Annotated in this window: 16 protein-coding genes; 10 read left to right on the plus strand and 6 right to left on the minus strand. The window is 67.1% G+C overall.

The genetic code is table 11. The features are described 5' to 3' along the window. The first annotated feature begins 297 nt into the window (after positions 1-297). Complete coding sequence (locus M0R88_RS01080) at positions 298-1,041, plus strand: MBL fold metallo-hydrolase (RefSeq protein WP_248655120.1); 744 nt, start codon at positions 298-300, stop codon at positions 1,039-1,041. Between the two features lie 68 nt (positions 1,042-1,109). Here M0R88_RS01080 and M0R88_RS01085 read toward each other — a convergent pair whose 3' ends face one another. Then, on the minus strand, positions 1,110-2,219 hold the full coding sequence (locus tag M0R88_RS01085; RefSeq protein WP_248655121.1) for an NADH:flavin oxidoreductase: 1,110 nt from the start codon (positions 2,217-2,219) through the stop codon (positions 1,110-1,112). A gap of 212 nt (positions 2,220-2,431) precedes the next feature. Between M0R88_RS01085 and M0R88_RS01090 the strand changes: the two genes are divergently transcribed. From M0R88_RS01090 to M0R88_RS01115, 6 genes are all read left to right on the plus strand, one after another. Then, entirely contained in the window at positions 2,432-3,130 is a 699-nt protein-coding gene (locus tag M0R88_RS01090; RefSeq protein ID WP_248655122.1) for a type 1 glutamine amidotransferase domain-containing protein, read from the plus strand. Between the two features lie 178 nt (positions 3,131-3,308). Further along, on the plus strand, positions 3,309-4,118 hold the full coding sequence (locus M0R88_RS01095) for an SDR family NAD(P)-dependent oxidoreductase (RefSeq protein ID WP_438267194.1): 810 nt from the start codon (positions 3,309-3,311) through the stop codon (positions 4,116-4,118). A 94-nt stretch (positions 4,119-4,212) separates the two neighbouring features. Then, positions 4,213-4,434, plus strand: a complete 222-nt coding sequence (locus M0R88_RS01100; RefSeq protein WP_248655124.1) for a hypothetical protein — start codon at positions 4,213-4,215, stop codon at positions 4,432-4,434. Between the two features lie 2 nt (positions 4,435-4,436). Further along, positions 4,437-5,276 (plus strand): beta-keto acid cleavage family enzyme, encoded by an 840-nt coding sequence (locus M0R88_RS01105; RefSeq protein WP_248655125.1) that lies wholly within the window; start codon positions 4,437-4,439, stop codon positions 5,274-5,276. Positions 5,277-5,354: 78 nt separating this feature from the next. Then, on the plus strand, positions 5,355-5,834 hold the full coding sequence (locus tag M0R88_RS01110) for a VOC family protein (RefSeq protein ID WP_248655126.1): 480 nt from the start codon (positions 5,355-5,357) through the stop codon (positions 5,832-5,834). Next, positions 5,831-6,508, plus strand: a complete 678-nt coding sequence (locus tag M0R88_RS01115) for an alpha/beta hydrolase (RefSeq protein WP_248655127.1) — start codon at positions 5,831-5,833, stop codon at positions 6,506-6,508. Before M0R88_RS01110 ends, M0R88_RS01115 begins: the two co-directional genes overlap by 4 nt. A 120-nt stretch (positions 6,509-6,628) precedes the next feature. Here the strand turns inward: M0R88_RS01115 and M0R88_RS01120 are convergent, their stop codons facing one another. Continuing rightward, positions 6,629-7,408 carry an alpha/beta fold hydrolase gene (locus M0R88_RS01120; RefSeq protein ID WP_248655128.1) on the minus strand — a complete coding sequence of 260 codons (780 nt, stop codon included), beginning with the start codon at positions 7,406-7,408 and terminating at the stop codon, positions 6,629-6,631. Between the two features lie 169 nt (positions 7,409-7,577). Here M0R88_RS01120 and M0R88_RS01125 point away from each other — a divergent pair, with 169 nt between their 5' ends. Together M0R88_RS01125 and M0R88_RS01130 are read left to right on the plus strand one after the other, a co-directional pair. Continuing rightward, complete coding sequence (locus M0R88_RS01125) at positions 7,578-7,823, plus strand: DUF7127 family protein (protein ID WP_248655129.1); 246 nt, start codon at positions 7,578-7,580, stop codon at positions 7,821-7,823. Continuing rightward, positions 7,820-10,084 (plus strand): CDC48 family AAA ATPase, encoded by a 2,265-nt coding sequence (locus tag M0R88_RS01130; RefSeq protein ID WP_248655130.1) that lies wholly within the window; start codon positions 7,820-7,822, stop codon positions 10,082-10,084. The genes M0R88_RS01125 and M0R88_RS01130 overlap by 4 nt, the downstream gene beginning before the upstream one ends. 449 nt (positions 10,085-10,533) lie before the next feature. Here M0R88_RS01130 and M0R88_RS01135 read toward each other — a convergent pair whose 3' ends face one another. Next, positions 10,534-11,520, minus strand: coding sequence for a hypothetical protein (locus tag M0R88_RS01135; RefSeq protein WP_248655131.1), 987 nt, complete (start codon positions 11,518-11,520; stop codon positions 10,534-10,536). A 144-nt stretch (positions 11,521-11,664) separates the two neighbouring features. Further along, on the minus strand, positions 11,665-12,822 hold the full coding sequence (gene priS, locus M0R88_RS01140; RefSeq protein ID WP_248655132.1) for a DNA primase small subunit PriS: 1,158 nt from the start codon (positions 12,820-12,822) through the stop codon (positions 11,665-11,667). A 235-nt stretch (positions 12,823-13,057) separates the two neighbouring features. On the opposite strand from priS, the gene M0R88_RS01145 reads away from it, so the two are divergent. Beyond that, complete coding sequence (locus M0R88_RS01145; protein WP_248655133.1) at positions 13,058-13,330, plus strand: hypothetical protein; 273 nt, start codon at positions 13,058-13,060, stop codon at positions 13,328-13,330. Positions 13,331-13,561: 231 nt separating this feature from the next. Here M0R88_RS01145 and M0R88_RS01150 read toward each other — a convergent pair whose 3' ends face one another. Continuing rightward, positions 13,562-14,488, minus strand: a complete 927-nt coding sequence (locus tag M0R88_RS01150) for a site-2 protease family protein (protein WP_248655134.1) — start codon at positions 14,486-14,488, stop codon at positions 13,562-13,564. A gap of 145 nt (positions 14,489-14,633) precedes the next feature. Further along, the gene (locus tag M0R88_RS01155; protein ID WP_248655135.1) at positions 14,634-15,122 is read right to left on the minus strand and encodes a GNAT family N-acetyltransferase; all 489 of its coding nucleotides are present in this window, start codon (positions 15,120-15,122) and stop codon (positions 14,634-14,636) included. Positions 15,123-15,280: the final 158 nt, after the last annotated feature.

The following is a 15,280-nucleotide window of genomic DNA, read 5'->3' on the forward strand; positions in this document are numbered from 1 at the left end:
CGTCCCGGCGAGTTCGATGGACGCCGGCACGGCCACCGAGCAGATTCCGCTATCGTCTCCTTTTAAGCCTTTGGCACCCAGTGGAAGTATAAATCGGTCCGTTGAATCCATTACTGTACGGTTAGCCCGAATTTAACCAGAGCAGTTCTAAAATAGTCTGGTGGTCAGCCTGCGGCCCCGCCGACTCGACCAGTACCTGTCGATTCGGCGCGTCCCGGCCGGAAGCGAGGCCGGTGAAATCCCCGAGCGGAGCCGGTACCCAAAGCCATTAACAGCGTTCGGCCCCGCGAATCGAACATGCAGGTCACGTTTCTGGGCACCGGAAGCGCGATGCCGACCGGCGAGCGGTATCAGACCGGCCTCGTCGTCGAGGACGAGGAGGCGGACCGACGCGTCCTCGTGGACTGCGGGAGCGGCGTCCTCCACCGCCTCCAGCAGTCGGGCGTGGGCTACGAGAACGTCTCGACGGTCCTCCTGACACACCACCACCTCGACCACGTCGCCGACCTCCTCCCCCTGCTCAAAGCGAGGTGGCTCGCGGGCGAGGAACATCTCGAAGTCGTCGGCCCCTCGGGCACGAAGTCGCTGGTGGACGACCTGCTCGACGTCCACGACTACCTGAAGGGTCGCGTGGACCTGCAGGTGCGCGAGGTCGGTGCCCACGAGTTCGAGGTCGCCGGGTTCGACGTGGAGGGGTACGAGACCCGACACTCGCTGCCCTGTCTGGCGTACCGATTCGGCGATTCGTTCACCTACAGCGGCGACAGCGAGGCGTTTACCGGCCTCGCTAACTTCGCCGACGGGTGCGACGTACTGGCACACGACTGCTCGTTCCCGGACGACGTGGACGTGGACAACCACCCCACCCCGACCCAGTTGGGCGAGGCGTTGGCAGCCTCGGAGACCGATATCGGCCGCGTGTTCCTGACTCACCTCTACCCGCACACGGAGGGCCGCCACGAGGAGATGCTGAAGTCGATCGAGGCGGTGTACGACGGCGACGTGAGGTTTGCAGATGATTTGCGGACTGTCGAGTTGTAGAACGAGACGCATCCGCAAATCATCAGCGTAGGACCGCTTGCGGACTGTCGAACTGTAAACTCAGTTCTTCACTCCGACTCGGCCGGTACCTCGGCGTCGCCGATGGTCGCGTCCGGTTGGAGTATCTCGCCGAAGTCGAACTCGTCGGGCGCGCGTCCCTCGGCGACGCGGTTCGGCCAGTCCGGGTTCGCGAGCGCGCTGGTCGCCTGCGCCACGAGGTCGGCCCCGTGGGACTCGACGGCCCGCGTCGCCGCCTCGGGGTCGCCGAGACCGCCGTTGGCGATGACGGGGACGGTCGCGTACTCGTCGGCCAACTCCGCGAGCGTCGGACCCGAATCGAACGCCGGCGTGGTGATGTCCTCCTCAGTGACGTGGAGGAAGTCCGCGCCCGCCTCGTCGAGCGCGCCGAAGACTACCTCGGCGTCGTCCTCGCCGCCGGACCATCGGTAGTCGGGGTCGTTGACCTTGCTCTGGGAGATACGGACCCCGACGACGAACTCCTCGGGGACCGCGTCCTGCACCGCCTCGACGACCTCGGTGTGGTACCGCACTCGGTTCTCGACGGAACCGCCGTACTCGTCGTCGCGTTCGTTCGTGTACTCGGTCAGGAACTGGTCGAGGAGGTAGCCGTTCGCGCCGTGGATTTCGACGCCGTCGAACCCGGCCTCGTCGGCCCGCCGGGCGGCCTCGACGAACCCCTCCCGCGCCTCGTCCATCTCGGCCTTCGTCATCTCCTTCGGGGCGGCGAACTCGCCGCTTCCGCCGTAGAGTTCCAACTGTTCGCCCTTCGGTTCGACGGCGGACGGACCGACCGACTCCTCGACGTACCGATTGCCCTGCGAGAGCGCCCCGGCGTGCATGAGTTGCGCGAAGATGGGCGCGCCCTCGTCGTGAACCGCGTCGGTGACTTCCCGCCACGCTTCGACGTGAGACTCGTTGGCGAGTCCGGGTTGGTCGTCGTACCCCTGGCTGTAGGCCTCGTCGGGGTACGTTCCCTCGGTGACGAGGAACGAGAAACCGCCGCGTGCGAACTTCACGTAGTACCGTTTCATCTGCTCGGTGGCGCGGCCGTCGGCGGTCGCGCTCGTTCGCGTCATCGGCGCTAACCCGACCCGGTTGTCGAGGTGGACACCGTCGAGGTCGAACGCATCGAATAGAACGTCGTACTCGTTTTCCATGGATACGTTCGTAGCGCCGGGTCACGTTTAACGCTTTTGTACCCTATTTGCAACACTATTCGGCCATTTCGGTTGAGTCTCACTAACAAAGTACCGCTAATGGTGGTGGAACGTTCCGTGCTTGGCTAAAAGCGTATCGGGAATGTTGCTCAGAATAGGCAAAACCGCGGCCTTTCTCTCCACTTAAAGATGCCGCGACCCAACGAACGACCGTGACATCAGCACTGTTTGTCGTCACCGAGGAAGGGTACTGGGGCGAGGAGTGCGTCGAACCGCTTCGGACACTCGACGAGGAAGGCTTCGACGTTACCGTCGCCACGCCCAGCGGTTCGAAGCCGGTCCTCGACGAGACGTCTGTCGATACCGACAACCCGCTCGTCGACGAGGAGACTGCCGAGCGGGTCCGAGAGGCCCACGAGAACGACGAGCGACTGAACGACCCGATTCCGCTGGCGGCGGCGAGCGCCGACGACCACGACGTCGTCGTGTTCCCCGGCGGACACGGAACGATGTGGGACGTGAATCAGGACGGCCACGCGCGAAAACTGCTGTCGGACGCGGTCGAGGGCGACGACGGCAAGGCGCTGGTCGTCTGTCACGCGGTCGGACTTCTCGGGTTCGGTCGGAACGCGGACGGCGAGTTCATCGCCGACGGTCGCGACGTGACCGGGTTCCCTAACGCGTTCGAGGAGGACATCGTGGACGACAACGACGTGATGGCGAACGGTCGGAAACTCCCCTACTGGGTCGAAGACGAGGTGAAGGCCGCGGGCGGCAACTGGGACGCGGAACTCGACGCCGACGAGAGCGTCACCGTGGACGGCGACCTCATCACGGCCCGCGGTCCGGCGTCCTCGCGCGCCGCGGCCGCGACGCTGCTCGAAGAACTCGGCGTCCGACAGACCGCGTAAGCTCCGTTCTCTGCAGTTTCAGCGTCTTTCGACCGAAGCGCACAGGTTCCCCTGTCGCGCCACCGAACCGGGGCTCTCGTGGCCTCCGTCTTTCCATCAAAGTGTCGTTCACGCCCGCAGCGACTCGCGGTAAGTTCGCGAGGGGCCGCAGGTCTGATACGAGGACGAGCGTTACCGAGTGGACGTGACCGACAACTCGACGACTCCGCAGGCGTTGAACCGATTCTCGCTCGCCGGGAAGACAGCCGTCGTGACCGGCGGGTCCAGCGGCATCGGTCGAGCTATCACCGAACTGTTCGCTGCCGACGGGGCGGACGTGGTGGCGTGTTCACGGACGCTGGCCGACGTCGAGGCCGTCGCCGACGAAATCGCCGAGAGCGACCGCCCCGGCGAGGTCCACCCCGTCGAGTGCGACGTGACCGACCGCGAGGACGTGGAAGCACTCGCGGAGGCGGCGAACGACGCGTTCGGTAGCGTGGACGTACTGGTGAACAACGCGGGCGGCGCGGGCGGCGAACCCTTCGACGAGGTGACGCCGGAGGCGTGGCGACAGGTGCTGGACGTGAACCTCACCGGGACGTACAACTGCACGCGGGTGTTCGGCGACGCTCTGAAGGAGTCGGGCGGGTCGGTCGTCAACATCGGCAGCATGGCGGGACAGTACGGCGTCTCCGGGATGACGCCCTACAGCGCGGCGAAGTCGGCCGTCTCGACGTTCACTCGGGCGCTGGCCGCAGAGTGGGACGCGGAGGGCGTCCGCCTCAACGCGGTCGCGCCGGGGTTCGTCGGCACGGACAAGGTGCGGGACAACCTCGGCGTGGACCGCGAGATAGACCGCTCGCGACCGGACCGGAACATCGGGACGCCCGGCGAAGTCGCGGACCTCGTGCGCTTCCTCGCGAGTCCGGCGTCGTCGTTCGTGGACGGCGAGACCGTCGAAATCACGGGGAGTCCGCTGGTCTACGGCCCCGGCGAACTCGCCGAGTAGCGCCGGAACCGGGCCGCGACGGACCACCGGGCGACTCCCGGCGATTCCGGCCGCGCGCCGAACTGTTTTACGCCGACGCGCCGTCGGGTCGGCCATGACCGACGGGTGTCCGTATCTGGAGTACCGAGCGCTCTCCGAGGCGGGCCGAGCGGAGTCGCGTGCCTACTGCACCGCGGCCGACGAGTTCGTCCAACCGATGCGCGCCGACATCTGCAACGACCGCTACGACCTCGACCACGAGACCGACTGCGAGATCTACCGCGAGGCCGAGGGCCTGTCCGAGGGAGTCGAAGGTGAGGGCGCGGGAGGCGACTGAGGATGGCCTACGACGACTACCTCGACGGAGAGAAGGTCATCATCACCGCGGCGCTCACGGGCGGCGTCCACGGCAAGGAGGCCAACCCGAACCTGCCCGAGACGCCCGCGGAAATCGGGCGGGCGGCCGCGGAGTGCGAGGAAGCGGGTGCGGCCGTCGTCCACCTCCACGCGCGCCGACCGAGCGGCGAGCGCTCCTTCGACCGCGAGCGGTTTCAGGCAATCACCGACGAGGTGCGCTCGCGGACGAACCTCGTCGTCCAGCACTCGACCGGCGGGACCGGCGCACCGCTCGACGCGCGCCGCCAGTCGCTCCGGACAGACCCGCCGCCGGAGATGGCCAGCCTCGACATGGGACCGCTGAACCGCTACCGCCACCTAACCAGCGAGAACACCCGCGGGACCATCGACGCGCTCTACGACGAGATGGCCGAGAAGGGAATCAAGCCAGAGATGGAGGTGTTCAACGACGGCCACCTCAACGAGGTCCGGGACCTGCTGGAGCGCCGGGACGTGGCGGAACCGGTGTACGCGACGCTCATCTTCGGCGGCGGCACGACCGCACCGCCCTCGCCCCGGAACCTGCTGAACGCCGCCGACCACCTACCCGACGGCACGCTGTTCAACACGCTCGGATTCGGTCGCCACCAGCTCCCGCTCACCACGATGGGAATCCTGCTCGGCGGGCACGTCCGCGTCGGACTGGAGGACAACGTGTACTACGACCGGGGCGAACTCGCCGAGAGCAACGCCCAACTGGTCGCCCGGACCGCCGACCTCGCCCGGACGTTGGGCCGCGAGCCGGCGACCCCCGACGAGGCGCGCGAGATTCTCGGTATCTAAATAGGTAGGTTACGTTCGCGTCACCTGCTTACCCCTCCGTCCGACAAGGCTCAAGGTCGCTGTGGGGCTAGGGACGGTATGACCGACTCGGAGACGCCGCCGCTCACGGACATCAACCACGTCACGAACATCTGCACCGACATGGACCGCACGCAGGAGTTCTACGAGGACGTGCTGGGCTTCTACACCGTCAAGATGACCGAGAACTACGACGACCCCGGCACGCCCCACTACTACTTCTCGCCGACGCCGGAGGGCGAACCCGGCACCGTCGTCAGCTACTTCGAGTATCCCAACTCCAGAGGGAATCCCGGTCCGGGCGCGTCCCACCACTTCGCGCTGGGCGTCGAGGACGAGGCGACCCTGCGCGAGTGGCGCGACTACCTCCAGTCGAAGGGCGTCCGCGTCTCGCAGGTGCGCGACCGAACCTACTTCGAGAGCATCTACCTCTCGGACCCCGACGGCCTGACCATCGAAATCTGTACCGAGGGACCGGGCTTCGGCGTGGACGAGGAGACGCCGGGAAGCGAGTTCGTGGAGGCCCCGGAGCAGCGATGACCGCGAACCGCAACCCCCACGCCGGCGAGTCGGACCCCCACGAGGGCCAACCGGTCGCCACCGCCGGCGAGGAACTCTCGACGGCCGACGCCGCGGTCGTCTTCGTCCACGGCCGCGGCGCGACCGCCGAGGGCATGCTGGAGATGGCCAGCGAGTTCGACGCCGAAGGCGTCGCGTACCTCGCGCCGCAGGCCCGCGGCCGGACGTGGTATCCCCACTCGTTCCTCGAAGATATCGAGCGCAACGAACCCAGTCTCTCGTCGGCGCTCGATTTCTTGGGCGACGTTCGCCAGCGAGTCCTCGACGCCGGTATCCCGGCCGACCGAACCTGCTTCGTCGGCTTCTCGCAGGGTGCCTGTCTGTCCAGCGAGTTCGTCGCCCGGAACCCGACGTGTTACGGCGGACTCGCGGTCCTGAGCGGTGGGTTGATCGGTCCGGAGGGGACGCCCCGCGACTACGACGGCGACCTGGACGGGACGCCGGTGTTTCTGGGCTGTGGCGACCGCGACCCCCACATCCCGGTCGAGCGCGTCCACGAGACCCGCGACGCACTGTCGGCGTTGGACGGCGACGTGACCGAACGCATCTACGAGGGGATGAGCCACGGCATCAATCAGGAAGAGATGGAGTACGTCCGGAATCTGGTCGAAGAGGCCGTTTCGGGGTCCGAGTAGTCGATTTTTAGCCGGTGTGATTTCTCGGAGTGATTCCGAAAACGAACGGATGAGAGCGGTCGAGACGGGGAGCTAGCTTCAGGCAGAAGAAGCGCCAAACCGTCGCGTTCCGCCCGTCCGTCAGATTCCGGCGTCGTCCAGAAATTCCCGGAGCGCGGCGTTGAACCCCTCCGGTTCCTCCAGCATGGCGAGGTGGGCCGCGCCCCGGACCTCACGGTACCGGGCGTCGGGAATCGCCTCGGCGAGCGACTCGTGGTACGCCGGCGGGGTGAGGTGGTCGTGTTCGCCGACGAGCGCGAGCGTCGGGACGTCGATTTCGTCGAGGTCCGCGCGCACGTCGAAGACGTGGCAGGTCTCGAAGTCCCGGCGGGTCACGCGCCGGCCGACCGCCCGCATCGCCTCGGTCGAGTGCTGGACGTACCGCGAGTCGGCGTCGTGGAAGAGTCGGTCCTCGCCGTGGAGGAACTCGACCGCGCGCTCGAAGTCCGAGTCGAGCCACTGGCGCAGGTCGTCCAGCACGGGGAGTTTCGCGCCCGTGCCCGCGAGGACGAGACCGTCGAAGTCGTGGTCGCGCTCGATCGCGAGTTGGAGCGCCACCGCGCCGCCCAGCGAGTTGCCGACGAGGATTTGCGCGTCGGTCTCGTCGGCGACCGCCAGCACGTCGTCGGCGTAGGCCGAGAGCGTCTCCCAACCGGGGTCGGCGTCGAAGTCGTCGGAGTCGCCGTGGCCGCTCAGGTCGAGCGCGACGACCGGTCGATGACTCGCCAGTCGGCCGAGTTGCCCCTTCCAGACCTCGTGGTTGCCGCCGGAACCGTGGACGCAGAGGAGCGGCGACCCCTCGCCGCCGCGGTCGGCCACCCGGTAGGCCGTGGTCCGTCCGTGGTGCGTGACCCGTTGCATGCAACGGGATTCGGGAGCGCGGGACAAAACACCCCCGGTCTCTCTCGGTGCCGGAGGAGACAGGACCTGAACCGCAATTCAGTCCTCAGAGGGCCACCCCGACGCAGTACTGCGATTTTTCAGGGAAAGACTTAAGTATATGAGTCGCTAACTTTGGGTTAGGATTAGAATGACATTGAAGCACATCACCGAACGTGACGACGTGTTCGCCCGGAGCTACGAGTACGAAGACGGCGAGGTCCTCGCGGCCGACCTCGGCGTCGCCGGCAACGCGTCCGTGGACGTTCTGGACGACACGGCCATCGTCGTCTTCGAGGGCGAGGACGGTCCCGAGCAGGTCGAGTTCCAACTGCCCGAAGAGGGGGCGGAAGCGTTTATCACCAACGGCGTCCTCACTATCGAGGTGGGACTATGAAGCTCACCGTCAAGCCGTTGAAACAGAAGGACGCCGGGCGCGGACTGGCGGCGGTAGACCGCCAGTCGATGCACGAACTCGACGTCGAAAACGGCGACTACATCGTCATCGAGGGGAAGAATCAGGGTCGGGCGGTAGCCCGCGTCTGGCCGGGCTACCCCGAAGACGAGGGACGGGGCATCGTCCGCATCGACGGCCAGTTGCGTCAGGAGGCCGGCGTCGGCATCGACGACAAGGTGACTATCGAGAAGGCCGACGTGAAACCCGCCAACTCCGTCACCATCGCGCTCCCGCAGAACCTCCAGATTCGGGGCGACATCACGCCTCACATCCGGGACAAGCTGAGCGGACAAGCCATCACGCAGGGCCAGAACGTGCCGTTCGGCTTCGGACTGATGGGAATGGGGTCGGGCCAGTCCATCCCGCTCAAGGTCGCTAGCACCGACCCCGACGGGACGGTCGTCGTGACCGACTCGACCACGATAAACATCAGCGAGCGCGCCGCCGAGGAGATCGCGCAGGGCGCGAGCGGCGGTCCCGAGGGCACGCCGAGCGTGACCTACGAGGACATCGGCGGTCTCGAAGGCGAGCTGGAGCAGGTCCGGGAGATGATCGAACTCCCGATGCGCCACCCCGAGCTGTTCAGCCGGTTGGGCATCGACCCGCCGAAGGGCGTCCTGCTCCACGGGCCGCCCGGCACGGGCAAGACCCTGATGGCGAAGGCCGTCGCCAACGAGATCGACGCGCACTTCCAGACCATCTCGGGCCCCGAAATCATGAGCAAGTACTACGGGGAGTCCGAGGAGAAGCTCCGCGAGGTCTTCGAGGACGCCGAGCAGAACGCTCCGGCCATCATCTTCATCGACGAGCTGGACTCCATCGCGCCCAAGCGCGAGGAGGCCGGCGGCGACGTGGAACGCCGCGTCGTGGCCCAACTGCTCTCGCTGATGGATGGTCTCGAAGAGCGCGGTGAGGTCACCGTCATCGCGGCCACGAACCGTGTGGACGCCATCGACCCGGCGCTCCGGCGTCCCGGCCGCTTCGACCGCGAAATCGACATCGGCGTGCCGGACCGCGAGGGGCGGCTCGAAATCATGCAGGTCCACACCCGCGGGATGCCGCTCGCGGACGGCGTGGACCTCGAAGCGTACGCCGACAACACCCACGGCTTCGTCGGCGCGGACTTAGAGAGTCTCGCCAAGGAGGGCGCGATGAACGCGCTCCGGCGCATCCGTCCCGAGATCGACCTCGAAGAGGACGAGATTCCGGCCGACGTGCTCGACTCGCTGCAGGTGACCGAGCGCGACCTCAAGGAGGCGCTGAAGGGCATCGAACCCTCGGCGCTCCGCGAGGTGTTCGTCGAGGTCCCCGACGTGACGTGGGACCAAGTCGGCGGCTTGGAGGACACCAAAGAGCGCCTCCGGGAGACCATCCAGTGGCCGCTGGACTACCCCGAAGTGTTCGAGTCCCTCGACATGGAGGCCGCCAAGGGCGTGCTGATGTACGGCCCGCCCGGCACGGGCAAGACCCTGATGGCGAAGGCCGTCGCCAACGAGAGCGACAGCAACTTCATCTCGATCAAGGGTCCCGAACTGCTGAGCAAGTGGGTCGGCGAGTCCGAGAAGGGCGTCCGCGAAGTGTTCAGCAAGGCCCGCGAGAACGCCCCGACGGTGGTGTTCTTCGACGAGATAGACTCCATCGCGACCGAGCGCGGAAGCGGCGGCGGCGGTGGCACGCAGGTCAGCGAGCGCGTCGTCTCCCAACTCCTGACCGAGTTGGACGGCCTCGAAGAACTCGAGGACGTCGTGGTCATCGCCACCTCGAACCGCCCGGACCTCATCGACAGCGCGCTGTTGCGCCCCGGTCGTCTGGACCGCCACGTCCACGTGCCGGTGCCCGACGAGGAGGCTCGCAAGGCCATCTTCGAGGTCCACACCCGGAACAAGCCCGTGGCCGACGACGTGGACCTCGACTGGCTCGCCAGCGAGACCGAGGGCTACGTCGGCGCGGACATCGAAGCCGTCACCCGCGAGGCGTCGATGGCCGCCAGTCGGGAGTTCATCCACAGCGTGGACCCCGAGGAAATCGGCGAGAGCGTCGGCAACGTCCGCATCAGCAAGGAGCACTTCGAGCAGGCGCTCGACGAGGTGACCCCCAGCGTCACCGATAAGACCAAGGAGCGCTACGAGGAGATCGAAGAGCAGTTCGACTCCGCGGAACCCGCCCAAGAGAAGGACCAGTTGGGTCGGACGTTCCAATGAAACTTTTGCTGCGGTCGAGCGCGCCGTAGGCGCGCTCTCCCTAGCAAAACGTTCATGAAAAATGCTGCGTCACCCCCTCACTCACGCGCCTCCGGCGCGTGAGTTCGAGGGACTCCTTGGTCCGCTCGCTCGTCACGTCGCGCGGCGCGAAGCGCCGCGCAGTCGTTCCTCGCTCGCGGTCGATTGCGGTGTACTCCGGTGGAACGGTCGCCGGTCGTTCGTCCGTCGAATGGCTCACGAAGTTCGTCCGTCGAACGGTTCACCGAGCGTTCGCCGGTCGTCCGCGCCACCGAGCGCGATTCAGAGCCGATTTTTGCAGTGCCGCTTTCTTCATCGAAGGAACATCTGTAATCCGTAGAACAATATTCTTCTATTCTAAAGAAATCTAGAGGTGGCCAAAGGCCGTCGCTCCGGATTCGATAGTTCCTGTAAAAATCGCCGCCCGCCCGCTACTCCAGTTCCTCGGCCGCGCCGCGTTCCACGAGCGGGGCGGCGTTGGCCTCGGGCAGCGTCACCACGTCCTCGCTCGCGAGGTCGTAGGTGCGCTCGTCCACGCCGAGTATCTCGCCCACGTCGTCGGTGACCCGGACCGTCGTGCGCTCGTCCAGTCCGGCCAGCGGGTCGTTGTCAGCGTCGGAGTCCGACACTGACGCCGCACTCGCGGACACGTCACCGCCGGTCGCGCTCGCCGGACCGGAGGTCGAGTCGCCGCTCGCCGAGTCGGCGGCCGAATCGCCGCCCGCCGGACCGCCGTCCGGACCGTCCGCGACGGCGGCCGCCTCCGCCCCGGCCGGCCGCTGACCGTCGGCGTCCGAGTCGCTGGCCGCGGGCGTCGAACCGCTCGCGGCGGCGGTCCCGTCGCTCGCGCTCTCGCCACCCATCACGTCCGCGGCGCTCACGTCCTCGCCCGACGCGTCCGCGGCGGGCGCGTCGCCGGGGTCGGACGCGGCGTTCGGGCCGGCGGTTTCATCGGCCGTGTGCTGGGCGGCGGGGTCGGCCGCGCCCTCGGCGGGCGTCGGCGTCGGTTCGGAGCCGGCGGGGTCGTCGGCTTCGCCCGCCAGCACGTCCAGCACGTCCTGTTTGTTCGACTCGATGCGTTCGACCAGTCCCTCGAAAAGGTCCTGCTCCTCGCTGGTCAGACCCTCCTCGTCGGCGGCCATCCCCGCCGCGGCGAGGCTCGCGCGCTTGACGATTTTTCCGACGCGGCGCTCGTAGATCGCCTCCACGACGTCCTCGGCGGTCTTTATCTCGTCGGTCAGGCGGTTCACGTCTGGGTCGTCGAACGGACTGTCCGCGCTCTCGGCCGCCCGGTCGCGCTGGTCTTTCAGGTCGGCGATGTAATCGCCCACGTCCGCGTAGAACGACTCGCGCAGGTGTTGGAGGCTGTCCTTCGACCGCTCCTTGCTCTGTACCGTGCGGAGTTCGTCCAGATTCATCGTCGTCCTGTCATGGTCTTCGTGTCTCGTTCGTCGGGCGCGTCGGGTCGTTCGGTCGGCGGGCCGTTCGTCGCGTGGCCGGTCGGATGGCGTCTCCGTGGGGCGGTTTCGTTGCGCGCTCGTCGCGCGTCGGTCGGTCGCCCGTCATTCGCGGCCCTTCTCCGCGCGGCCGCGGGCCATCAGGAAGACGGCCACGTGTTCCGGAAGCGATACGTCGCCGGCCGAGAGGGTAAAGCTTTCGTCGCCGAGTTCGACCGGGCCGGGGTCGGTCACCTCGACCGCGATCTCGTTGCCGGCGAACGTCTCGGGAACCGGGTCCACGAGCGGGTCGAAGTCGGCCACCTCCTCGCGGGGAATCCGGGTCACTTCGAGACCGGTGCCGCCGTGGAGGCTCCCCGGCAGGCGGATGAGTCGCCGGAGGTCGGTGGTCACGGGTTCGTCGATGGCGGCCGACTGCGCTTCGACGACCGACCGGGTGATGACCTTCGCCAACTGGCGGATGCCCGGCCCGCCGCGCTCGATGTTCCCGCTCTCTAACTTCTCGTAGTCCTCCGAGACCGCTCCGAGGATGGTCTTCGCGCGGCCGTCGCCGATGCGGTCGAACTCCTTGAGGCGGTCGAGGGCGTCCTCCTCGTCCAGTTCCAGCAGTTCGTCGGCGAGCGCGAGCAGTTCCCGGTGGACGCGGCGGCCCCACCCGCCGTCCTTCTTGAGGACGCGCCGGGTCGCGGTGCCGCCCATCTCGGTGCGCTGGATGGCGTCGAGTTCGATGCCGTCGCCGCGGATGTAGTCCACGATTTCGCGGCGCTCGTCCCGGTCGAGTCCCCGGATGCCATCGTCGCGGACGTGGACGTGGTACCCCCGGCCGCCCGAGAAGACGACCGTCAGGTCCTCGAAGCCGAAGTCGTCGGCCAGCAGGTCGATGAGGTTCTCGACTTCCGCCTTCCCCGCGGCGAGCATCTCGCCGTACGAGTCGCGCTGCGGGTCCACGCCGGTCAGGTGGTCGGCGTCGATGTCGAACACCAAGTCGGAGTCGCGCCACCCCTTCTCCTCCATGTCGTCCGCGCCGGGGTCGTCGTAGCGCCCGGCCGAGAAGTAGACGTGGCGCGGACGCTCGCGCCGGAGGAAGTCCCCGAGTTCACCCAACTCCAGCAGCGACTGGTGGCGGACCATCGTCGTCGGCCCGTGAGTCCACGGGATGTAGCCCCACTCGCGGAACTGCGGGTCCGGCGGGGGCGTGAGGTCCGTGGCCCGGTAGTGGTCGCGGAAGCGACCACGGAGGTATCTCAGGGTGCGCTCTTCCATGCTGTCGGGCTATGCTCGGGGCGCGATGTTAAGATTGTCTATCGCGCTCTCGGGGAGTTAGTTCGACGATAGATGTCGTTTGGTAGTTTCGCGTAGCGGGACGCTGATTTACCGGTAGTTGAAAACACGGTTTGGTTATTCAGGGCAACTCCCGAAACTGGCGAGGCTGACTCGGTGAGTAGGCCTGCGAAGTTATCGCACAAGATTCATTTCTCTGCGCTTATCCTCGACAGCTATGGACCGGACAACGGTACTGGCTATCGGGTTATTCGCTCTTGCTTGGGCAATCATAATCTACCAATCACGGAAAGAAGACTGGAGTGTGAGCCGGACGGTCGGGATGCTCGTTTTTCTCGGTGGTGGAACTGCTGGCGTGTTTCTCGACAACTTCTTCTCCGCTGGGTCGTCGCTCCTTCCGTGGATAGAACCGATTGCCGCCGTGATTATGCTCGTCGGACTGTTCATTGCGTGGATTGGGAAACGCGGTGAGGACAAACGTTCAGCCTAACTGTGTAAAAAGGAAGTCTGTACTGAACGAGAGTTGCTTCACCTGAACTACCGGCTGTATCAGGACATACTCTGGATAAAAGAATTGGTAACTACTGTTACCGGAGAAGCGCGAGCCGCAGGAAACAGAGAGGCCGTGAACCGCAGGGCGTTCGCCGGGTGTCGGATGGCTCCCGCGGGGCGGTCGACCGGTACGCTCGGGTCGAGAACTCCCCCGACGAGGGGCCGGCGTTCAGACCGGGAGCGCGGGACCGAGGACCGCCACCACGACCAGCGCGACCGCGAGCAGCGACGCGCCGTGGACTACCGCGGACTCCGCGAGCGGGGAGAGCGGGACGCCGAACCTGTCGGCCGATGCGCGGAGCGCCAGCGCCAGCACCCGCCCGCCGTCGAACACCGAGACGGGGAGCGCGTTCAGCAGGGCGAAGTTCGCGTTCAGGAGCGCGAGCCAGAACGCGAGGTTCGTCAGGACGCCGAGCGAGGCAACCGTCGCGGCCGTCGGCGGCGACCCGCCGGTCAGCGCCCACCCGAAGTAGGTCAGGTAGGCGGAGAGGGGCGACCCGGCCGAGAGCGGCGACGCGAGGACCGCGAGCGCGACTACCGCGACCACCACGTTGTGGAACGCGCCGACGGCGTACATCCGGAGTTTCGTCCGGACCGACGCGTCGTCGATGGTCTCGTCGGGCAGGACGTACGCCGCGAGCGGGAGGACGCCGAACAGGAGCGCGACGCCCCACTCCGTGACCGCGACGTTCGCCCGGCGACAGACCAGCGCGTGGCCCGCCTCGTGGACCACGGTGGCGACGACCAGTCCGGCGACGACGTACGGCGCGGCCGCGAGCGGCATGAACTCGTTGACGCCCGGTAGCGCGACCGTGTTCACCGGGTCGTTGAGCGCCGTGGCCCGCGTCCGGCCGAGCGCCTGCCGTGCCGCGCCGGCGACCAGTGCCATCCCGCCGACCTGTAACGTGAGCAGGGTGGCGACCCCGGCGTCGGCCCACCGGTCCCACGCCGGCCGACTCGCCAGCGCGTCGAACCGGTCGGCGCTCGCCGTCGAGAAGAGATAGAGCGTCAGAAATCCGACCTTCACCGGTCCGGGGAGCGCGTCGTTGACCCGCGCTTCGAGCGCGTCGAGGCGCGCGCGGAGCGAAGCTATCACGACTCGGACCGCTCGCGCCACCGACAAAGCTGTTCCGGGCGTCGCTACGAGCGCCCCGCGACGGGGCACCGGGCCTTCGAGGCGGGGGCAGGACGCGCCCCGAGGCCGGGTGCGCCCCGAGACGAGCGCGCACCGCCCGCCGCCGTCATCCGCGCATGAACTCCGAGAGCTTCTCGGTGAGACTGCTGCTCTTGCCGAGTTTCAGGTAGTAGGCGTCGCCACCGTCCTCGTAGTAGTTGTCGATGTGGCGCGCCACCTCGAAGCCGAGGTGCTCGTAGAATCCGAGCGCGTTCTCGTTGCTCGCTCGCGCGTGACAGGTGATGGTATCGTGTTCCTCCGCGACCTGTCCCACGAGTCGCTTGCCGACGCCTTCGCCGCGGAACTCGGGCGAGACGGCCAGAAAGAGGATGTAGCCGTCGCGCCGGACCGCCGCGAACCCCATGAGTCGCTCGTCGCCGCCTTCCTTGCTCAGCAGGAGGTAGACCGTCGAGCGCCGGTAGGCGTCGGTGAAAAAGCCCTTGCGCTGTTTGAGCACGTCCTCGTCGTGGCGGATGCGCTCTTTGAGTTTCCACGCCGCCTCGACGTAGCTGTCGTCGCCGGGGCGAGCGGTTTCGGTATCGACGTTGACGCTCACTAGTCTGGCGTAAGCCCGTGGGCAATATAATTCCACCGCCCTTGGCACGCGGTGGCGTCCGACTCGCGCCGAGAGACGCGTTGGGAGGCCGTTTTCGACTTCCGATTCGTCGGTGCGAGGCGACCGTCCGCGCGCGGAAACCGGCGGGAACTATCCGG

Origin of the sequence: Halorussus gelatinilyticus (genome assembly GCF_023238445.1) — an archaeon.
Taxonomy (GTDB): domain Archaea; phylum Halobacteriota; class Halobacteria; order Halobacteriales; family Haladaptataceae; genus Halorussus; species Halorussus gelatinilyticus.